The organism is Amycolatopsis sp. CA-211722 (genome assembly GCF_056828465.1).
On sequence record NZ_CP184752.1, the window covers coordinates 4,336,125 to 4,353,892 of the forward strand.

A 17,768-nucleotide genomic window follows, 5' to 3' on the forward strand; every position below is an offset into this window, starting at 1 on the left:
CGGGCAGCCTAAGGTGCGGTCGCCGGCTCCAAGCGCACCACGACCGCCTTCGACACCGGGGTGTTCGACTTGTCCGCCACCGCGTCCAGCGGCACCAAGGCGTTCGCCTCAGGGAAGTACGCCGCCGCGCAGCCCTTCGCCGTCGGATAGGAGACCACCCGGAACCGCGGGGCCCGGCGGTCGCCGTCCCGCCATTCCGAGACCAGGTCGACCATCGCGCCGTCGGCGAGCCCGAGCGAAACCAGGTCCTCGGGGTTCACCAGCACCACGCGCCGAGCGTCCTCGATGCCGCGGTAACGGTCGGAAAGCCCGTAGATCGTGGTGTTGTACTGGTCGTGGCTGCGCATCGTCTGCAACAGCAGCCTGCCTTCGGGTACCTGCGGATACTCGAGTTCGGAGACGGTGAAGTTCGCCTTGCCGTTGGCGGTCCCGTTGAACTGCCGCGAATCGCGCGGCGCGTTCGGCAGGACGAAGCCGTCGGGCTCGCGGACCCGGGCGTTGTAGTCGTGGCAGCCGGGGACGACGCGGGCGATCCGGTCGCGGATGAGGTCGTAGTCGGCGTGGAAATCCCGCCACGGCACCGCGTGCCCGGCACCGAGCAGGGCCTCCGCGAGATGACAGATGATCGCGACCTCGGACAGCAGATGCTCGCTGGCCGGGGCCAGCCTGCCGCGTGAGGTGTGGACCTGCGACATCGAGTCCTCGACGGTGACGAACTGCTCGCCGCCTGCCTGGACGTCGCGCTCGGTGCGGCCGAGGGTCGGCAGGATCAGCGCGGTCTTGCCGGGGACGACGTGCGACCGGTTGAGCTTCGTGGACACGTGCGCGGTCAGCGAGCACGACTTGAGCGCCTTCTCGGTCAGCTCCGTGTCCGGTGTCGCGGAAGCGAAATTGCCGCCGACGGCGAAGAAGACCTTGCCCTTTCCGTCCCGCATCGCGCGGATCGCGGCGACGGTGTCGTAACCGTGGTCGCGCGGCACCTTGATGCCGAACTCGGCGTCGAGACCGTCCATGAAGGACTCCGGCATCTTCTCCCAGATGCCCATCGTCCGGTCGCCCTGGACGTTGGAGTGCCCGCGCACCGGGCACAGGCCCGCGCCCGGCTCGCCGATCATGCCGCGTACCAGCGCCAGGTTCGCGACCTCGGAGATCGTCTGCACCGCGTGCTTGTGCTGGGTCAGGCCCATCGCCCAGCAGTAGATGGTCCGCTTCGAGGTCGCGATCATCCGGGCCAGCCGCTCGATCTGCTCGCGCGGCAACCCGGTCGCGGCGCCGACCTCGGTCCAGTCGATCTCGCGCAGATGCTTCGCGTAATCCTCGAACCCCTCGGTGGCCGACTCGACGAACGCGCGGTCGACGATCGTGCCGGGGGTCTCCTGCTCCCACCGCAGCAGGAGATGGCCGATCGCCTGGAACAGCGCGAGGTCGCCGCCGAGCCGGATCTGCGCGAACTCGTCGGCCAGCGGGGTGCCCTTGCCGACCACGCCGCGGACGTTCTGCGGGTTCTTGAACCGCATCAGGCCGGCTTCGGGCAGCGGGTTGATCGCCATGATCTTCGCGCCGTTGCCCTTGGCCTCCTCCAGCGCGGACAGCATGCGCGGATGGTTGGTGCCCGGGTTCTGGCCGACCACCACGATCAGGTCCGCCTTGTGGATGTCGGCGAGCGACACCGACCCCTTGCCGATCCCGGTCGTGGCGGCGAGCGCCGCGCCGGAGGACTCGTGACACATGTTCGAGCAGTCGGGCAGGTTGTTGGTGCCGTAGGAACGCACGAGCAACTGGTAGAGGAACGCGGCCTCGTTGCTGGTCCGGCCGGAGGTGTAGAAGATCGCCTCGTTCGGGTCGCTCAGTGCCCGCAGCTCGTCCGCGACCAGCGTGAACGCGTCGTCCCAGGAGATCGGCTCGTAGTGCGAAGCCCCTTCGCGCAGCACGAACGGCTCGGTGATGCGGCCCTGCTGGCCGAGCCAGTAGTCCGTCTTGTCCGCCAGCTCGTGGATGGAGTGCGCGGCGAAGAACTCGCGGCCGACGCGGCGCTTCGTCGCCTCCTCGGCGACGGCCTTCGCGCCGTTTTCGCAGAACTCCGCGAGCTTGCGGTGCTCACCGTCGATCTCGCGCGGCTCCGGCCAGGCGCATCCGGGGCAGTCGAAACCGTCGCGCTGGTTCAGCAGGCGCAGCGTCTTCACCGTGCGCGCGGCGCCCATCTGCTCCATGCCGCGTATCAGGGAGACGGCGACCCCGGGGATCCCGGCCGCCCAGCTCTTCGGTTTCCCGACTTCGAGCTGTGTCTCGTCAACGTCGTTCGCGGGTGCTTCGCGGGTCATGACCCCATCGTGCGCCTTGACGCTTCCGCGCGCGACCGAGGGGTGCCGGTTCGGCGACATCGATGGTAGCACATGTGCTACCATCGATTCATGGGTTCTGTCGGATTGCGAGAATTGCGACAGCAGGCTTCAGAGCTGGTGCGGCGGGCCGAAGCCGGGGAAGAGGTGACGATCACCGTCTCCGGTCGTCCCAGTGCTCGGCTGGTGCCGGTGTCCAGGCGTGCCTGGCGGTCCTACGACGAAGTGGCTGAAATATTCCGCGGGCCCGCCGATCCGGACTGGGACGCCGATCGGGACCTGATCGATCAGACCTTCCGTGATCCCTGGACCACCGCATGAGGGCCGTCCTGGACACCAGCGTCGTCATCGCCACCGATCTGCCACCGCTCGAAGGGGAGCTGGCCATCAGTTCCGCCACCATCGCTGAGTTGCATTTCGGTGTCCTGGTGGCGGCGAATCCGGTCCGGCGCGCCCAGCGATTGCGACGGCTGACCGCGCTTCAGCGTGATTTCGATGCGTTGCCGATCGACGACGCCGTGGCCGCCAGTTATGGGCTGCTCGCGGTGTCCGTGGACGAAGTGGGACGTCAGCCGCGTGCGCGGACCATGGATCTCCTGATCGCCGCGACCGCGCACGCCCACGACGCCCGGCTGTACACCCGCAACGCCAAGGATCTCGTCGGGATCGAGGATCTGGTGGAAGTAGTCCCGGTCTGACTCCTCACAGCCCCGACGAGGTGCGTCAGGCGTCGGTGACGAGCCGGGTGATCTGCGATTCGTCCAGCGGGAACCAAGGTGTCTCGTTGACGCCGCGTTCCTGCACCGCGTTCACCGTCACCGCGGCCACGACCAGCACGATCAGGCCGACGAGCGCCGCGATGCCCGGCCACCGGCTCGTCCCTGGCGCGGAGTAGCCGCTCGCGGCGGCCTTCTGCTGCTTACGACGCTTCTTCTTGAGTTCCTTCTTCGCACCCAGCCAGGCGTCGCGTTCGGCGTGTTTCTGCCAGTCCGGGTTCATCAGATCCGGATGGGTCTCGATCCGCCGGTCCTCTTCGTCCATCTCGGTCCTCTTCCCCAGGATTTCGGTCGGCTAACCGCAGTTGCCCGTCGATGGCAGGGGTTTCGTCGGGTCGTAGGTGTCCACTTCGTCGACCGCGGGCGCACCGTCGATGGGTTTGCTCTTGTCAGCGTACTGGGGTGCGAGGATGCCGGCCTTGAACGCGTCGCACGCCATGTTCGAGTGATAACCCGCGCCTTCGCCGAAGCTGAGCCCGGCGTCGGCCTTGGCGAACGGTGGCGCCTTGCGGATCACGTAGTCCTGCTCGTCGCGGACGAACGGGACGATGTCCGACGGCGACCGGGCCTCGCCAGGATGCGCGTCGAAGGCGTAGGCGGTCGTGTAACTCGCGTGAACGACAAGTTCGCCCTTTTCGCCGGCTTTCGATGTCAGGAAGCCGGTCATGCGCGGGCTCACCTGGAGCAGGCGGTGCGGGCCGATGAGGGTCAGGTACTTGCCTTTTTCGACGGTGAGCGGGCTGGTGAGGGCCGGTTCGAGCCGGACGCGTTCGTTCGGCGTGAGCAGGCGAAGCAGTTCCGAGCCGTCCGCGTGCTGCAGTGCCCGGGAACCCAGCCTGGCCGCAGCGATGGCCTCCGTCACGGCCCGATACGCCGCGTCGACCTCCTCGGCGGTGAAGCCGCCGACGGCATTCCCCGGCGGCACGACGATCCCCGCGATGCCTTCGCGCCAGAGCGCGGCGGGGGTGCGGTCGTAGGGCCGGTTCAGGTCGACCCCGCCGGACACCGGGGCGGCCTTCGGTGGCTGCCCGAAGCCGGGGACGTCGTTGACGCCGCGTCCCTGTACCCGGTGCACGACGACCGCCGCGACCACGAGCGCGATCAGCGCCAGGACGAGGACGGGACCGCCGGACACCCGGAAACCGCGGCGCGACGCCTGCTTCCGCCGCCTCTTGAGGTCTTTCTTCGCGCCGAGCCAGGCGTCCACTTCCGCGTGCTCGCGCCAATCCGGATCCATCAGATCCGGATGCGGCTCCAACCGCCGGTCTTCCAAGAGCCCGCCCCTCCCCAGTGCGTCACGACACCCCCTCATCGGCTGGGAACGCCGGGCGTTACGGCCGGTGAGGAACTCGATGGAGAGGGTTCGTAGACTTGTCAACTGTGACCGAGAACGCCCAGCCGCAGCAGACCGACCTTCCGGGTACCTGGAACCCGGCCGACGAAGAAGCCTCGCTCTACCAGCGTTGGGTAGACGCCGGCTACTTCACGGCCGACCCCACGTCGGACAAGCCGCCGTTCACGGTAGTCATCCCGCCCCCGAACGTGACCGGTTCGCTGCACATCGGGCACGCGTTCGAGCACACGCTGATCGACGCCATCACCCGCTACCACCGCATGCTCGGTGACGAGACGCTGTACCTGCCGGGCATGGACCACGCGAGCATCGCGGTCCACGCCCTGGTCGAGAAACAGCTCCGCGCCGAGGGCACCAGCCGCCGCGAGCTCGGCCGCGAGGCCTTCGTGGAGCGCGTCTGGCAGTGGAAGAACGAGCACGGCGGCAAGATCCTCGCCCAGATGAAGCGTCTCGGCGAGGGCGTGGACTGGACCCGTGAGCGGTTCACCATGGACGACGGCCTGTCCAAGGCCGTCAACACGATCTTCAAGAAGCTCTTCGACGACGGCCTGATCTACCGCGCCGAGCGGCTGGTCAACTGGTCGCCGGAGCTGCGGTCGGTGCTGTCCGACGCCGAGGTGAAGCACGAAGAGGTCGAGGGCGAACTCGTCTCGATGCGCTACGGCGACGGCGAGAACGCGATCGTCGTGGCCACCACCCGGATGGAGACGATGCTCGGCGACACCGCCGTCGCGGTCCACCCGGACGACGAGCGCTACACCCACCTCATCGGCACCGAGGTCGAGCTGCCGCTGACCGGGCGCAAGATCCCGATCGTCGCGGACAAGCACGTCGACCCGGAGTTCGGTACCGGCGCGGTCAAGGTGACCCCCGCGCACGACCCGAACGACTTCGAGATCGGCCAGCGGCACGACCTGCCGATGATCACGATCATGGACGAGCAGGGCCGGATCGACGGCACCGGCACCGAGTTCGACGGCATGGACCGGTTCGAGGCCCGCGTCGCGGTGCGGGAGAAGCTGCGCGAGCAGGGCCGCATCGTCGCGGAGAAGCGCCCGTACCTGCACAGCGTCGGGCACTCCGAGCGCTCGAAGGAGCCGATCGAGCCGCGGCTCTCGCTGCAGTGGTTCGTCAAGGTCGGCCCGCTCGCGAAGGCCGCCGGTGACGCGGTGCGCGACGGCCGCGTGAACGTCCACCCGGCGGAGATGGAGAAGCGCTACTTCGACTGGGTCGACAACCTGCACGACTGGTGCATCTCGCGTCAGCTGTGGTGGGGCCACCGCATCCCGGTCTGGTACGGCCCGAACGACGAGGTCGTCTGCGTCGGACCGGACGAGGAGCCGCCTTCGGGTGAGGGCTGGACCCAGGACCCGGACGTCCTCGACACCTGGTTCTCGTCGGGCCTGTGGCCGTTCTCCACCCTCGGCTGGCCGGAGAAGACTCCCGACCTGAACAAGTTCTATCCGACGTCGGTGCTGGTCACCGGCTACGACATCCTGTTCTTCTGGGTCGTGCGGATGATGATGTTCGGCCTCTACGCCACCGGCGAGGCGCCGTTCAAGACCATCGCGCTGCACGGCATGGTGCGCGACCAGTTCGGCAAGAAGATGTCGAAGACCGCGGGCAACGGCGTCGACCCCATCGAATGGATGGACAAGTACGGCACCGACGCGCTGCGCTTCACCCTCACACGGGGCGCGAACCCGGGCACCGACGTGCCGATCGGCGAGGAGTGGGTCGCGGGCTCCCGGAACTTCACCACGAAGCTCTGGAACGCCACCAAGTTCGCGATGATGAACGGCGCGGACGCCAACGCCCCGCTGCCGCCGGCCGCCGAGCTCACCGAGGCCGACCGCTGGATCCTCGGCAGGCTCGGCAACGTCGTCGACGAGGTCACCGGCTACCTGGCGGACTACCAGTTCGCGAAGGCCACCGACACGCTCTACCAGTTCACCTGGACCGAGCTGTGCGACTGGTACCTGGAGCTGTCGAAGGTCCAGGTCTTCCAGGGTGACGAGGCCCGCGTGACGGCGACGCGCGCGGTGCTGGGGCACGTGTTCGACACCGTGCTGAAGCTGCTGCACCCGTTCATCCCGTTCATCACCGAGAAGCTGTGGACGGCGCTGACCGGCCGCGAGTCGCTGGTGATCGCGCCGTGGCCGGTGGCCGACGCCTCGTACGCCGACGCCGTGGCGGACAAGCGGATCGCGGACGTGCAGAAACTGGTCACCGAGGTGCGCCGGTTCCGTGCGGACCAGGGCCTCAAGCCCAGCCAGAAGGTGGCCGCGCGGCTGTCCGGCGACGGGTTCGCCGAGCTGACCGGGCACGACGAGCCGATCCGTTCGCTGGTCCGGCTCACCCAGCCCGAAGAGGGCTTCGCGCCGAGCGCGTCGCTCGAGGTCGGGCTGTCGGCCGGTGTGGTGACCGTCGAGCTGGACCTGTCCGGCACGATCGACGTCGCCGCGGAGCGCAAGCGCCTGCAGAAGGATCTCGGCGCGGCGGAGAAGGAGCTGGCGCAGGCCGAGGCCAAGCTCGGCAACCAGGCCTTCATCGACAAGGCGCCGGAGCCGGTGATCGGCAAGATCCGGGCCCGTAAGGAGACCGCGGTCGCGGACATCGAGCGCATCAACGCCCGGCTGGCCGCCCTTCCCGCCTCCTGACCAATGTCATGAAAGGGTCGTTCAGGACAAAATATGTCTTGAACGACCCTTTCATGACCTTCAGCGAAGGTGACGGAGGATCACTCCGGTCACGCCCGCCATCCCCGTGCGGTACGGGTGATAAGCCGCCGCGGCGAGCAGCTTCGTGTGCTGCCCGTTGATCCAGGCGGCCCCGTTCTTCGCGCAGGCGTCGTGCCCGGCGGACGGTCCGAAGGTGTCCACGAAGGTCGCCTTGCCGTCGGCGGCGACGGCTTTCTCGATCGCCGAGTTCAGCGCCTTCTCGACGTCGTTGAGCCAGGCGTAGTCGCCTTCGGCGAAGGGCAGGATCTTCGGGCAGTAGCCGCGTTCCGGCGCGATCCGCGGGTAGCCGATGACGAGCACGTCGGCCCGCGGCGAGCGGGCGTGGATTCCGGCCAGCACCTTCTCGACGTTCTTGCCGGTATCGGCGATCTTGGCCTTGATGGTGTCGACCCCGCCGACGGTGAACCTGTCCTGGCACGGGTTTCCGGTGGGATCGCTCGCGCGCAGTGACGGGCAGGTGCCGACGAGCGTGCCGAAGACGCCGTAGTCGTTGCCGCCGATCCCGACCGTGACCAGATCGGTGTTCGCGCGCAGAGCGCTGAACTGGGGCGGGTTGCTGCCGAGGGTGACGCTTTGCCGTTGCGTCATGTTGGTCGTGTCGGCGCCGCCGCAGCTGATGTCGGTGAAGGAACGGACCCGCAGGGCGGAGGCGAGCATCGACGGGTAGTTCTGCGTCGACTTGCCGCAGAAGAGCGGGTCGAGGCGGGGGAGCGGGATGAGCGGCCCGGAGGTGTAGGAATCACCCAGCGCGACGTAATTCCGGTAGGACCGCGTGGTGGCGGTGGCCGCCGTGGCGGAGGCGATCAGCAGGACGACGGTCGAGACGGCCGCGAACAGGACGCGTCTGTAGCGCATGAGGACCCCGATCTCCGGACTGGATGGCCTCTCAAAAATGAACCGGATCGGCCTCCGTCGGCGCCGCCGATCGGGTGGTCGGGCGCCGGTTTCACCCGCTTGGGGCGTCACATCGGGTGATCGTCTTCCGGTCGCCGGTAGACGAGGAGATAGCGGAAGAAGAGCAGGTTCCGGACCTTGCTCCCGGGCAGCAGGCGCTCCGCGTCGCGCCGGATCCGGTTCATCGGCGGGTACGTCTCCGCGATCGGCGCCGACGGCAGCGGATCGACCCCGCCGTTGAGCCGGTCGCCCGCGTACACGATCAGCCTGGCCACGGCGTTGACCGGCGACGCCACGACCGCTCGCGCGTAGTCGGCGAACGTGCTGGGCCTGCCGAGACCGAGCACGGCCAGCACACCGCCCGGGACCAGCGCTTCACGCAGCTTCGTGACCGTGTCGAACGGCACGTGGTGGAGCGACGCGAGGCAGGAGATGAAGTCGTACGCCGCCTCCGGCAGCTTTTCGGCGACCACGTCGGCCTGCCGGTACGAGATCGTGCCCGGCCCCGGCGAACCGGCGGCGCGGGCGAGCTCGATCATCGGACCGGACCGGTCGATGGCCTCGACGTGCATCCCGGTCGCCGCGAGCCGTCGCGCGAACCGTCCACCGCCGCAGCCCACGTCCAGTGCCACGCCGGGGCCGGGAGGCAGCTGATCGAGCAGCAGCGGGTGATAGTGGTCGTTGTGGTTGAACCCCATGCGTCGAGAGTGCCAGGAAAAGCCGCACGTAGACTCGGCGTGACCGGTAGCAAGGCTAAGAGGAGAGTTCGTGCCGCGAGGTGACGGCCGGGATTCCGAAGATTTCAGGGAATCCCCGGACCTGGCAGATCTGGACAGTTTCGCCGGTGTCGACGAATTGGGGGCCCGCGCCCACGATCCGTCCGACGACACCGACCCGGATCTGGACGCACCCGACGCCGCGTACCAGGCGGGCGGCGGCGCGCGGGGCGGTATCGGCGGGATCGGGCAGCTGGGGGACAACCTCGCGCTCGGCCCCGTGCCGGACCTCGTCGCCCCCGAGGACGTCGAGCTGCACGAACTGGACGACCAGGGTGACGAGTTCGCTCCGGCCGACCCCGACGGGCAGCAGGCGCGCCGCGAACTGCTCGCCGTCGAGGCCGAGCTGAACCAGCGCTGGCCCGAGACCAAGATCGAGCCGTCGCTCGCCCGGATCGCGGCCCTGGTCAACCTCATGGGTGAACCGCACCGTGGTTACCCGGTGCTGCACGTCGCCGGGACCAACGGCAAGGGTTCGACCACCCGGATGATCGACGCCCTGCTGACCCGGATGGGGCTGCGCGTCGGCCGGTACACGAGCCCGCACCTGCAGCTGGTCACCGAGCGGATCGCGCTCGACGGCGCCCCCATCTCCGCCGCCGCGTACGTCGATCTGTATCGCGACGTCGCGCCGTACGTGACCATGGTGGACAACGCGGGCGGGCCCGACGCGGTGCCGATGAGCAAGTTCGAGGTGCTCACCGGCATGGCGTTCGCGGCCTTCGCCGACGCTCCCGTCGAAGCCGCGGTCATCGAGACCGGGCTCGGCGGTTCCTGGGACGCCACCAACGTCGTGGACGGCGACGTCGCCGTCATCACCCCGATCGGCGTCGACCACGTCGAGTACTTCGGCGGTTCCCCGGTCAAGGCCGCGGTGGAGAAGGCCGGGATCATCAAGCCCGGCAGCGTCGCGGTCATCGCCGAGCAGGACCCCGAAGTGCAGAAAGTCCTGCTGGAACGCGCCGTCGAGGTCGACGCGAGCGTCGCCCGGGCGGGCAGCGAGTTCGGCGTGCTGGAGCGGGAGGTCGCCGTCGGCGGGCAGATGCTCAAACTGCAGGGCCTCGGTGGGGTCTACGACGAGATCTTCCTGCCGCTGCACGGCGCGCACCAGGCCGCCAACGCCGCGCTCGCGCTGGCCGCCGTCGAAGCGTTCTTCGGTGCGGGCAAGGACAAGCAACTGGTCATCGAGGCCGTCCGCGAAGCCTTCGCCGAGGTCGAGACGCCCGGCAGGCTGGAGCGCGTCCGCGCCGCACCGACCGTGCTGCTCGACGCCGCCCACAACCCGCACGGCGCCAAGGCTCTCGCGACCACCGTCGCCGAGGAGTTCGCCTTCCGCCGTCTCGCCGCCGTGGTCGGCGTGATGGCGGAGAAGGACGCCCGCGGCATCCTGGACGCTCTCGAACCGGTGGTGTCCGAGATCGTCGTCACCAAGAACTCGTCTCCCCGCGCGATGCCGCTCGACGAACTCAACGACATCGCCATCTCGATCTTCGGTGAAGACCGCGTCGTGGCCGAGCCCAGCCTGGACGCGGCGATCGAGACCGCCATCGGCCTCGTCGAGCAGAGCGACGACCCGGAGGAGCCGCTGGCGGGCGGCGGTGTGCTGGTCACCGGCTCGGTCGTCACCGCGGGCGAGGCCAGGACCCTGTTCGGTAAGGAGCCGGCGTGACCGACGAAACCCCGAAGCCGCCCGCCAAGGACCCGATGAAGTCCTTCCGCGGTGTGATGGCCGGTTCCCTGATCATGGAGGGCATCACCGTCGCGCTCGCGCTGCCGGTGGTGGCGAAACTCGGCGGCGGGGTCGGCTCGTTCACCGGCTGGTCGGTGATCGTCATCGCGGTCGCGCTGATCGTGCTGTGCGGTTTCCTGAAGAAGCCTTGGGCGGTGCCCGCGGTGCTCGTGCTGCAGGTCGCGCTGATCGCCTTCTTCGTCGCGCTGCCCGCCGTGGCGATCCTCGGGGTGATCTTCCTCGGGATCTGGCTGTGGCTGCTGTGGCTCCGCCGCGATGTGGCGCGGCGGATGGCGGCCGGCACGCTCCCGAGCCAGCAACAGCAACCTCAGTAGGCCTCGTGAGTGGTAAGGACGGTTCTAACCGTCCTTACCACTCACGAGCTTTTTGTCAGCGCAGCCTCACCACCCGTAGCTCGGGCGACCGCGCGATGTCCGCGGCGCAGAAGCGTCCCCGTACCCAGCCGCCCCGCGAGTACAACCGCGTTTGGTCGGCGAAATGCGGTGACGTGACGTCGGTCGACTGCGAGTAGGTCATGATCGTCGAGACGTCCGGGCAGGCTTTGCCGCTGAATCCGACCACCTGCACGTAGCTGGATCCGTGACCGACTTCGTGGTTGCCCCGCGCCGGATCCCACTGCGCCGTGATCACGTTGAGCACGCCGAGGTCGCCCGGCCCACCGTGGATCGGGATCCGCTTCCCGGCCCGGGTGACCGTCTGGTGGTCGGCGAGCCTGCCGTCGACCGGGATGCCGTTGGCGCGGAATTCCGCGAGCGTGTCACCGAAGGCCTTCCGCACGTCGGGGTTCCCGGTCGCGAGGGTGTTCGGCGTGGTGACCGGCCGGTTCGGGTCGAACGGGACCTGCCAGATGCCCCGCAGCCCGCCGATCCGATCCACGAACCGCTCGAAGAAGAGCGCGCCGCGGCTGTCTAGCTGGAACGTGCGGTCCCAGGAGGCCAGTGTCGCGCAGGCGTTGCCGACGGGCACCGGCCCCGACGAGGACGGAGCCTGTCCGCCGGGGAAGGCCGCGCACATCTTCGCCGTGTCGGCGGCCGCGAGCTCGGCTGTGCGGCTCCGGTCGCGGTACAGCATGTCCTTCATCGACGACGGCGTGAATCCCTTGCCCGCCAAACCTTCCTCGGTGGCGATCAGCGCTTCCCGCGTCCGGTCCGACCGCTGGGTGCCGGTCGTGCCGACGATCCGGGGGAGCGGTGCGATCGGCGCGCGGGCGTTGGAGAGCCAGGCGCTGTCGTTGGCGTTGAGTTCGTAGTCGCGGCGCTGCTGCAGCGGCAGCCGGGACGGCGCGAACAGGCCAGGTTCCAGGGATCCGGGGTCGGAACCCCAGCCGCACGAAGACTTCGAACCGTCCAAAATGGAGAGACCGGTGCCGGGGAAGAGCGCCCGGCCCAGCGGGGTCCCGCAGTCCGCCGCCCGCTCGTCGGTGACGTGCGGGACGACCTGGATGTCGCTGTACAGCGCGTTTCCGGCTCTGTCCGTGGCGATGGTGTTGACCCACGGGACGCCTTGGGTGCGCGCGAGCGCGTTGGCGACCTCAGTGGTGCCGCGTGCTCCGGCCAGTTCGAACCAGGTGTTGAGGCCGCGCAGGTTGCCGGCGTTCCCGTCTCGTAGCGCGTGCGCGGATTTCGTCGTCCACGGCGTGGGCACGCCGAACGCCGAACCGAGGACCTGGCCGTACCGGGTCCCGTAGAAGGTGCGGGCGACCTGCCGCCGCTCGCCGCTCGGCTCGCGGACCTCGACCTTCACCTCCCGCGCGGTCATCTTCTCCGGTTTCCCGTCGACCAGATACGTCGTCGGGTCGCCGGGTGCCAGCGGTACTTCGAAGAGCCCGAACGTGATCGCCGTCGACACCGTATGCGTCCAGGCGACGTCGGCGTTGTGGCCGATCTGCGGCAACGGGAGCCCCAGCAGGCTTCCGCCCGCGACGTCGAACCGGCCGGGAATGGTCAGTTGCGACTGCCAGAACCGGCGCCCGCCCTGCCACGGGTAGTGCGGGTTCCCGAGCAGCAGGCCACCGCCGGATTTCGTCCCGTCACCGCCGACGGCGATACCGTTGCTGCCGAGCTCGCCGGTCTTCATGGTCTTGCGGAGCCCGTCGGCGATTCGCGGCGCCGACTCCGGCCCGGCGGCCGATGCGTCCTTTGCGGACGGAGGCTGGGTGCGGACGAGATCGGCGGCGAGCAAACCCTGCCCGGCGACCGACGTGACGGCGTAGAAGTGCCGGTAGAAGTCCAGTTCGGTGATCGGGCGGACCCAGTCCGCGCCGCGGCACACCGGATCGGTGAGGTTCCGGACGCCGGTCTCCTTCAGGTACGCGTTGTATCCCGCGACGTAGCCGGCCGCCAGCTCCCGCACCTCTGTCCGCGGGCCGTGCGGCGCGGGCCGCGCGAGAAGCCGTTCGACCACGCCCGAGTCGTTGATGCGCTGGAAGTGCAGATCGCTGTCGAGGTTGTTCTCCGCCTCGCTCATCGCCGGGTTGCCCTGGCCGCCCGGGCCGAGGTACGCGGAGCGCCGCGCGGACACCGTCAGATACGTGTTCGCGAGTTCGCAGATGTTGTCCTTCGCCGCGGCGAACCCGTAGCCGTAGCCGAGCCCGTCGAAGTCCTTCGCCGCGATATGCGGGATGCCGTACTCGGTATAGCGGATCACCGCCCGCGACCGGCCGAGCTCGTCCGCCGACGAGACCCCTGTCGTCACGCTCGACACCACCAAGGCCGCTGTGAGCAGCACGAGACCGCGCTGGAATCTTCGCATCGTTCCCCCATCCGGATCGACCATCCCCGTGATCGAAAGTACCGGCGCCGACACGGGGAGGCATCGACCGAACGGTTGAGCCGGCTACCGCCCGTTCGTTCATCACCAGGTCAACCGCCGTTGGCCCACCGGCCGTGACCACGGGATAGAACCGCGCCATGACCGCAACCCACCACAACCGCCGCACGCTGCTCAAAGCCGGTCTCACCGGCGCCGGAGCCGTCGCGGGCGGCTTGCTCTTGCCAGGGGCCGCGAACGCCGTCCCGCTCCTCCGCCGCGACCGCCCGGTGCTCACCCACGGTGTCCAGTCCGGCGACGTCACCACCGGTTCCGGCATCGTCTGGTCGCGCGCCGACCGGCCGTCGCGGCTGATCGTGGAGGTCTCCCGGGACCCGTCGTTCCGGCACGCGCGCCGCGTGCGCGGCCCGGTGATGAGCCCGGAGACCGGTGGTACGGGCAAGGTCCGCGTCGCCGGGCTCCTGCCGGGGACCGAGGTCCACTATCGCGTCACCGCCGAAGACCTCGACGGCCGTACTCGCAGCGAAGCCGTCACCGGCCGCTTCTCCACCGCCCCGGTCGGCCGCTCGGACGTCCGGCTGCTGTGGTCCGGTGACGTCGCAGGCCAGAACTGGGGCATCAACCCCGAACACGGCGGCATGACCATCTATCGCGCGATGGCCGAGCGCCGTCCCGATCTGTTCCTCCACTGTGGAGACACGGTCTACGCCGACGGGCCGCTCACCGAGACCGTCGCGCTCCCCGGCGGGCGCGTGTGGCGCAACATCGTTACCCCGGAGAAGGCGAAGGTCGCCGAAACGCTCGACGAGTACCGCGGCCAGTTCGCCTACAACCTCCTCGACGAGAACCTCAAGCGCTTCACCGCGAACGTTCCCGCCTACGTTCAGTGGGACGACCACGAAGTCGTGAACAACTGGTACCCGGGTGAGATCCTCGACGACCGCCCCGAATACACCGAAAAGCGGGTCGACGTGCTCGCCGCCCGCGCGTTCCAGGCGTTCCACGAATGGCACCCGATCGACCGCCGCCAGGCCGTCGACGGCCGCGTGTACCGCAACTTCCGGCACGGTTCCCGCGCCGAGATCTTCGTGCTGGACATGCGGACCTACAAGGACGCCAACACCTCGGACCAGACCAAGCCGGGCCGCATCCTCGGCGACCGTCAGGCTCGCTGGCTCGTCGACGCGCTCGACCGCAGCACCGCCACCTGGAAGATCGTCCAGGCCGACCTCCCGATCGGGCTCACCGTCCCGGACGGCAAGGCCATCGAGGGCGTCGCCAACGGCCTGCCCGGCGCGCCCGGCGGCCGTGAGACCGAACTCGCCTGGGTGCTGCGGGAGATCTCGCGGCGCCGGGTGCGCAACGTCGTCTGGCTGACCGCCGACGTGCACTACACCGCGGCGCACCACTACTCGCCGGATCGCGCTTCCTTCACCGAGTTCGACCCGTTCTGGGAGTTCGTCTCCGGCCCGCTCAACGCCGGCGCCTTCGGCCCGAACAAGCTCGACCCGACCTTCGGGCCGGAAGCGGTGTTCGTGCACGCCCCGCCCGCCGCGAACACCTCGCCCGCCGACGGCTTCCAGCACTTCGGCGAGGTGAACATCGACGGACGGAGCGGCGCGCTCACGGTCGACCTGAGGGACGCTACGGGCGCTTCGCTGTGGTCGAAGACCCTGCAGCCCCAACGCTGAGCAGTTCGGTCAGGACCGAGATGCTGCGATCGCCGTACCCGGCCTCGGCGGCCCGCCGGACGAGGTCGTGCATCGGCTGCTGCCACGCGACGTCGACGCCTTCCTCGGCCAGTCCGAGGTCGGCGGCGGCGCCGGCGTGGAAGATGTCCACCGAGGACGCGGGATCCGAGTAGTCACCGCTGTCGATCTCCTTGGTGAACACCGGAAGCACCGAGATGATCATCTCGAACCACTTGGTGGCGTAGGGCAAGAGCGTCTCGGCTGCGAGCCCGCGCGACCGCAGCGCGGCGGCACCCTGGAAGAACCCGACCAGCGCGGGCAGCAGGGTGCCGCCGACGGCCGTTTCGTACAGCGCCGCCAGATCCGTTTCCTCGCCGAGGTGGACGGTGTCGCCGCCGAGTACCCGCAACGTCTCCAGGTGCTCGTCGAAGACGGTCTTGTCGCCGCCGTAGTACAGCAGCGTGTCCGGCGCGCCCACGGCCGACGGCACGTTCTTGATCGCCCCGTCGAGGTAGCGCGCGCCGCGACCCGTCGCCCATTCGGCCATCCGGCGTGCTTCCACCGGCGAGCCGCTGTTCAAGGTGACCAAAGCGCGTCCGGCCAGCGAAGCCGGCTCCAAAGCCGCGCGTGTGTCTTCGTAGGTGGTCAGGCACGTGATGGTCAACGGGCTCGCCCGCACCGCGTCCCCGGCCGTCGCGGCCAGGATCGCTCCCCGTGCGACGAGGGAATCGGCCTTCGAGGCCGTCCTGTTCCAGACGGTGGTCGGATGCCCGGCCGTCAGGAAGGCGTCCGCCAGGGCCGAGCCCATCGAGCCGAGGCCCACGACGGTCACCGGTGTCTTCGGCATTTTTCGCTCCAGTCCAAGGAAATCTTCGGGATGACTCCATGCTGGGCGGTCGCGTACATTCGATCAAGTACCTACTATTTCGCCAGGTACTGACAAAAAGGTATGTGAAGCGATGACCAAGAACCGGACGTTCACCTGCGGCCTCGACGCCGCGATCGCCGTCATGGGCGGCAAATGGAAAGGGCTCATCCTGTTCGCGCTCCAGGACGGGCCACTGCGTTTCGGGGAGTTGCGGCGAGCGGTGCCCGGCGTCAGCGAGCGGGTGCTGATCCTGCAACTGCGCGAGATGGAGACCACCGGGCTGCTGCATCGCGAGGTGTACCACCAGGTTCCGCCGAAGGTCGAGTATTCGCTGACGGAGTTCGGGGATTCCCTCAACACCGCGATGGCCGCGCTCGGGGAGTGGGGGGAGGAGCACCTCGAGCGCATCGAGGCCATTCCCTGGTCCGACGTGAAGTGAGCGGAGAAGCACCCAGTAGGCTCCGGGCGAATAGCACGAATCCCACCCAAGGAGAAATACCGCCGTGACTGAACGCACGCTGGTCCTCGTCAAGCCCGATGGCGTCGCGCGCGGCCTCGTCGGCGAGGTCATCGCTCGCATCGAGCGCAAGGGCCTGAAGCTCGCCGCCCTCGAACTGCGCACCGTCGAGCGCTCGGTCGCCGAGGAGCACTACGCCGAGCACAAGGAGCGCCCGTTCTTCGGCGACCTCCTCGAGTTCATCACCTCGGGCCCGCTGGTCGCGATCGCCGTCGAGGGCCCGCGCGCCATCGCCGCCTTCCGTCAGCTCGCCGGCGGCACCGACCCGGTCGAGAAGGCCACCCCCGGCACCCTGCGCGGCGACTTCGCGCTGGAGACCCAGTACAACCTGGTGCACGGTTCGGACTCCCCGGAGTCGGCCGAGCGCGAGCTCAAGCTCTGGTTCCCCGAGGTCTGACACACTCGTGGACGGCGCGGTGCCGCCGTGCCGTCCACGGATCGGGGGAGCTTCGATGACACCGGACGGGTACCTGGAGCGCCTGCGGGAACTCACCACCGGTTTCGCGCGGGTCGCGAGCACCGGGGACCACGCCGCGCCCGTGCCGTGCTGCGGCGACTGGCGCCTGCGTGACCTGGTCGTCCACCTCGGCAACGTCCACCGCTGGGCGGCCGCGATCGTGCGCACCGGCGGGCCCGCCCCGCAGGATCTCGAAGCCGAACCGGGCGGGGATCTCGCCGCCTGGTACCGCGAAAGCGCCGAAGCCCTCATCGAGGCACTGCGCGAGGCGTCTCCCGGAGACGGCGCCTGGAACTTCACCGCCGCCGCCAAGACCAAGGCCTTCTGGTTCCGCCGCCAGGTCCACGAGACCGCGGTGCACCTGCTCGACGCGCATCGCGCGGCCGGGTCCGAATACACCCTGGATCCTTCCCTCGCCGCCGACGGCGTGGACGAGGTCCTGCTCGCCATGCTGCCGAAGGTGAAACGCTGGCACACCCCGCCGGCGGTCACCGTTCCGTTGCTGCTGAAGACCTCCGACACCGGACACGCCTGGTTGATCACACCGCCGGGCGAAACCGACGTTCCCGGCTCGCGGCAGGCGGACCCCGCCGAAGCGGCGAGCGCCGTCGTCGAAGGGCCCGCGGAGGGGCTGGATTTGCTGCTGTGGCAGCGGATCGAGCTCGACGGGGCGGGTATCGAAATCACCGGTGACGCCACGGCGGCGAAGACCTTCCTCGCCGGGCCTTTGACGCCCTGACCTTCGCGCCCTACGCCGTTCGGTTCACGTTCACCTCGGGGTCTTCTCCTGGCGGCTCGCGTCCGCTGTGCTGAGCGATGCTGCCTATCACTCGATC

At 69.1% G+C, this 17,768-nt stretch carries 16 protein-coding genes; 9 read left to right on the forward strand and 7 right to left on the reverse strand.

The annotated features are described in order from the left end of the window. Positions 1-8: 8 nt before the first annotated feature. Positions 9-2,321 (reverse strand): FdhF/YdeP family oxidoreductase, encoded by a 2,313-nt coding sequence (locus ACOCEP_RS20975; RefSeq protein ID WP_482339473.1) that lies wholly within the window; start codon positions 2,319-2,321, stop codon positions 9-11. Between the two features lie 90 nt (positions 2,322-2,411). On the opposite strand from ACOCEP_RS20975, the gene ACOCEP_RS20980 reads away from it, so the two are divergent. Both ACOCEP_RS20980 and ACOCEP_RS20985 read left to right on the forward strand, forming a co-directional pair. Continuing rightward, positions 2,412-2,660: a type II toxin-antitoxin system Phd/YefM family antitoxin gene (locus ACOCEP_RS20980; protein ID WP_378439050.1), complete on the forward strand. Its 249-nt coding sequence runs from the start codon at positions 2,412-2,414 to the stop codon at positions 2,658-2,660. Beyond that, positions 2,657-3,037, forward strand: a complete 381-nt coding sequence (locus ACOCEP_RS20985; RefSeq protein WP_482339475.1) for a PIN domain-containing protein — start codon at positions 2,657-2,659, stop codon at positions 3,035-3,037. Before ACOCEP_RS20980 ends, ACOCEP_RS20985 begins: the two co-directional genes overlap by 4 nt. Positions 3,038-3,062: 25 nt before the next feature. Here the strand turns inward: ACOCEP_RS20985 and ACOCEP_RS20990 are convergent, their stop codons facing one another. Together ACOCEP_RS20990 and ACOCEP_RS20995 are read right to left on the reverse strand one after the other, a co-directional pair. Continuing rightward, positions 3,063-3,380, reverse strand: coding sequence for a hypothetical protein (locus ACOCEP_RS20990; RefSeq protein WP_482339477.1), 318 nt, complete (start codon positions 3,378-3,380; stop codon positions 3,063-3,065). A gap of 30 nt (positions 3,381-3,410) precedes the next feature. Then, positions 3,411-4,388, reverse strand: coding sequence for a hypothetical protein (locus ACOCEP_RS20995; RefSeq protein WP_482339479.1), 978 nt, complete (start codon positions 4,386-4,388; stop codon positions 3,411-3,413). A 107-nt stretch (positions 4,389-4,495) separates the two neighbouring features. On the opposite strand from ACOCEP_RS20995, the gene ACOCEP_RS21000 reads away from it, so the two are divergent. Beyond that, positions 4,496-7,129: a valine--tRNA ligase gene (locus ACOCEP_RS21000; protein ID WP_482339481.1), complete on the forward strand. Its 2,634-nt coding sequence runs from the start codon at positions 4,496-4,498 to the stop codon at positions 7,127-7,129. A gap of 60 nt (positions 7,130-7,189) precedes the next feature. Here the strand turns inward: ACOCEP_RS21000 and ACOCEP_RS21005 are convergent, their stop codons facing one another. Together ACOCEP_RS21005 and ACOCEP_RS21010 are read right to left on the reverse strand one after the other, a co-directional pair. Continuing rightward, positions 7,190-8,065, reverse strand: coding sequence for an SGNH/GDSL hydrolase family protein (locus ACOCEP_RS21005; protein WP_482339483.1), 876 nt, complete (start codon positions 8,063-8,065; stop codon positions 7,190-7,192). 107 nt (positions 8,066-8,172) lie between these two features. Continuing rightward, positions 8,173-8,802 (reverse strand): class I SAM-dependent methyltransferase, encoded by a 630-nt coding sequence (locus tag ACOCEP_RS21010; RefSeq protein WP_482339485.1) that lies wholly within the window; start codon positions 8,800-8,802, stop codon positions 8,173-8,175. Between the two features lie 70 nt (positions 8,803-8,872). Between ACOCEP_RS21010 and folC the strand changes: the two genes are divergently transcribed. Beyond that, a complete protein-coding gene (folC, locus tag ACOCEP_RS21015) occupies positions 8,873-10,549 on the forward strand; it encodes a bifunctional tetrahydrofolate synthase/dihydrofolate synthase (protein WP_482339487.1) in 1,677 nt (558 codons plus the stop codon). Further along, complete coding sequence (locus ACOCEP_RS21020; protein ID WP_125694671.1) at positions 10,546-10,944, forward strand: DUF4233 domain-containing protein; 399 nt, start codon at positions 10,546-10,548, stop codon at positions 10,942-10,944. Before folC ends, ACOCEP_RS21020 begins: the two co-directional genes overlap by 4 nt. Before the next feature lie 55 nt (positions 10,945-10,999). Here ACOCEP_RS21020 and ACOCEP_RS21025 read toward each other — a convergent pair whose 3' ends face one another. After that, positions 11,000-13,381 (reverse strand): penicillin acylase family protein, encoded by a 2,382-nt coding sequence (locus ACOCEP_RS21025; protein ID WP_482339489.1) that lies wholly within the window; start codon positions 13,379-13,381, stop codon positions 11,000-11,002. A 158-nt stretch (positions 13,382-13,539) separates the two neighbouring features. On the opposite strand from ACOCEP_RS21025, the gene ACOCEP_RS21030 reads away from it, so the two are divergent. Continuing rightward, a complete protein-coding gene (locus ACOCEP_RS21030) occupies positions 13,540-15,090 on the forward strand; it encodes an alkaline phosphatase D family protein (RefSeq protein WP_482339491.1) in 1,551 nt (516 codons plus the stop codon). Here ACOCEP_RS21030 and ACOCEP_RS21035 read toward each other — a convergent pair. Continuing rightward, complete coding sequence (locus ACOCEP_RS21035) at positions 15,044-15,937, reverse strand: NAD(P)-dependent oxidoreductase (RefSeq protein WP_482339493.1); 894 nt, start codon at positions 15,935-15,937, stop codon at positions 15,044-15,046. The two genes, ACOCEP_RS21030 and ACOCEP_RS21035, sit on opposite strands and share 47 nt — an antisense overlap. Positions 15,938-16,049: 112 nt before the next feature. Here ACOCEP_RS21035 and ACOCEP_RS21040 point away from each other — a divergent pair, with 112 nt between their 5' ends. From ACOCEP_RS21040 to ACOCEP_RS21050, 3 genes are all read left to right on the forward strand, one after another. Further along, positions 16,050-16,397, forward strand: coding sequence for a winged helix-turn-helix transcriptional regulator (locus tag ACOCEP_RS21040; protein WP_482339495.1), 348 nt, complete (start codon positions 16,050-16,052; stop codon positions 16,395-16,397). A gap of 64 nt (positions 16,398-16,461) precedes the next feature. Continuing rightward, positions 16,462-16,872 carry a nucleoside-diphosphate kinase gene (gene ndk / locus ACOCEP_RS21045; RefSeq protein WP_005158515.1) on the forward strand — a complete coding sequence of 137 codons (411 nt, stop codon included), beginning with the start codon at positions 16,462-16,464 and terminating at the stop codon, positions 16,870-16,872. 55 nt (positions 16,873-16,927) lie between these two features. Then, positions 16,928-17,671 carry a maleylpyruvate isomerase family mycothiol-dependent enzyme gene (locus ACOCEP_RS21050; RefSeq protein WP_482339497.1) on the forward strand — a complete coding sequence of 248 codons (744 nt, stop codon included), beginning with the start codon at positions 16,928-16,930 and terminating at the stop codon, positions 17,669-17,671. Positions 17,672-17,768 lie beyond the last annotated feature (97 nt).

Bases quoted from the DNA above. Each gene is read 5' to 3' on its own strand.
- ACOCEP_RS20975 (WP_482339473.1), bottom strand. From the start codon at position 2,321: ATGACCCGCGAAGCACCCGCGAACGACGTTGACGAGACACAGCTCGAA.
- ACOCEP_RS20980 (WP_378439050.1), top strand. From the start codon at position 2,412: ATGGGTTCTGTCGGATTGCGAGAATTGCGACAGCAGGCTTCAGAGCTG.
- ACOCEP_RS20985 (WP_482339475.1), top strand. From the start codon at position 2,657: ATGAGGGCCGTCCTGGACACCAGCGTCGTCATCGCCACCGATCTGCCA.
- ACOCEP_RS20990 (WP_482339477.1), bottom strand. From the start codon at position 3,380: ATGGACGAAGAGGACCGGCGGATCGAGACCCATCCGGATCTGATGAAC.
- ACOCEP_RS21005 (WP_482339483.1), bottom strand. From the start codon at position 8,065: ATGCGCTACAGACGCGTCCTGTTCGCGGCCGTCTCGACCGTCGTCCTG.
- ACOCEP_RS21010 (WP_482339485.1), bottom strand. From the start codon at position 8,802: ATGGGGTTCAACCACAACGACCACTATCACCCGCTGCTGCTCGATCAG.
- ACOCEP_RS21025 (WP_482339489.1), bottom strand. From the start codon at position 13,381: ATGCGAAGATTCCAGCGCGGTCTCGTGCTGCTCACAGCGGCCTTGGTG.
- ACOCEP_RS21030 (WP_482339491.1), top strand. From the start codon at position 13,540: ATGACCGCAACCCACCACAACCGCCGCACGCTGCTCAAAGCCGGTCTC.
- ACOCEP_RS21035 (WP_482339493.1), bottom strand. From the start codon at position 15,937: ATGCCGAAGACACCGGTGACCGTCGTGGGCCTCGGCTCGATGGGCTCG.
- ACOCEP_RS21040 (WP_482339495.1), top strand. From the start codon at position 16,050: ATGACCAAGAACCGGACGTTCACCTGCGGCCTCGACGCCGCGATCGCC.
- ACOCEP_RS21050 (WP_482339497.1), top strand. From the start codon at position 16,928: ATGACACCGGACGGGTACCTGGAGCGCCTGCGGGAACTCACCACCGGT.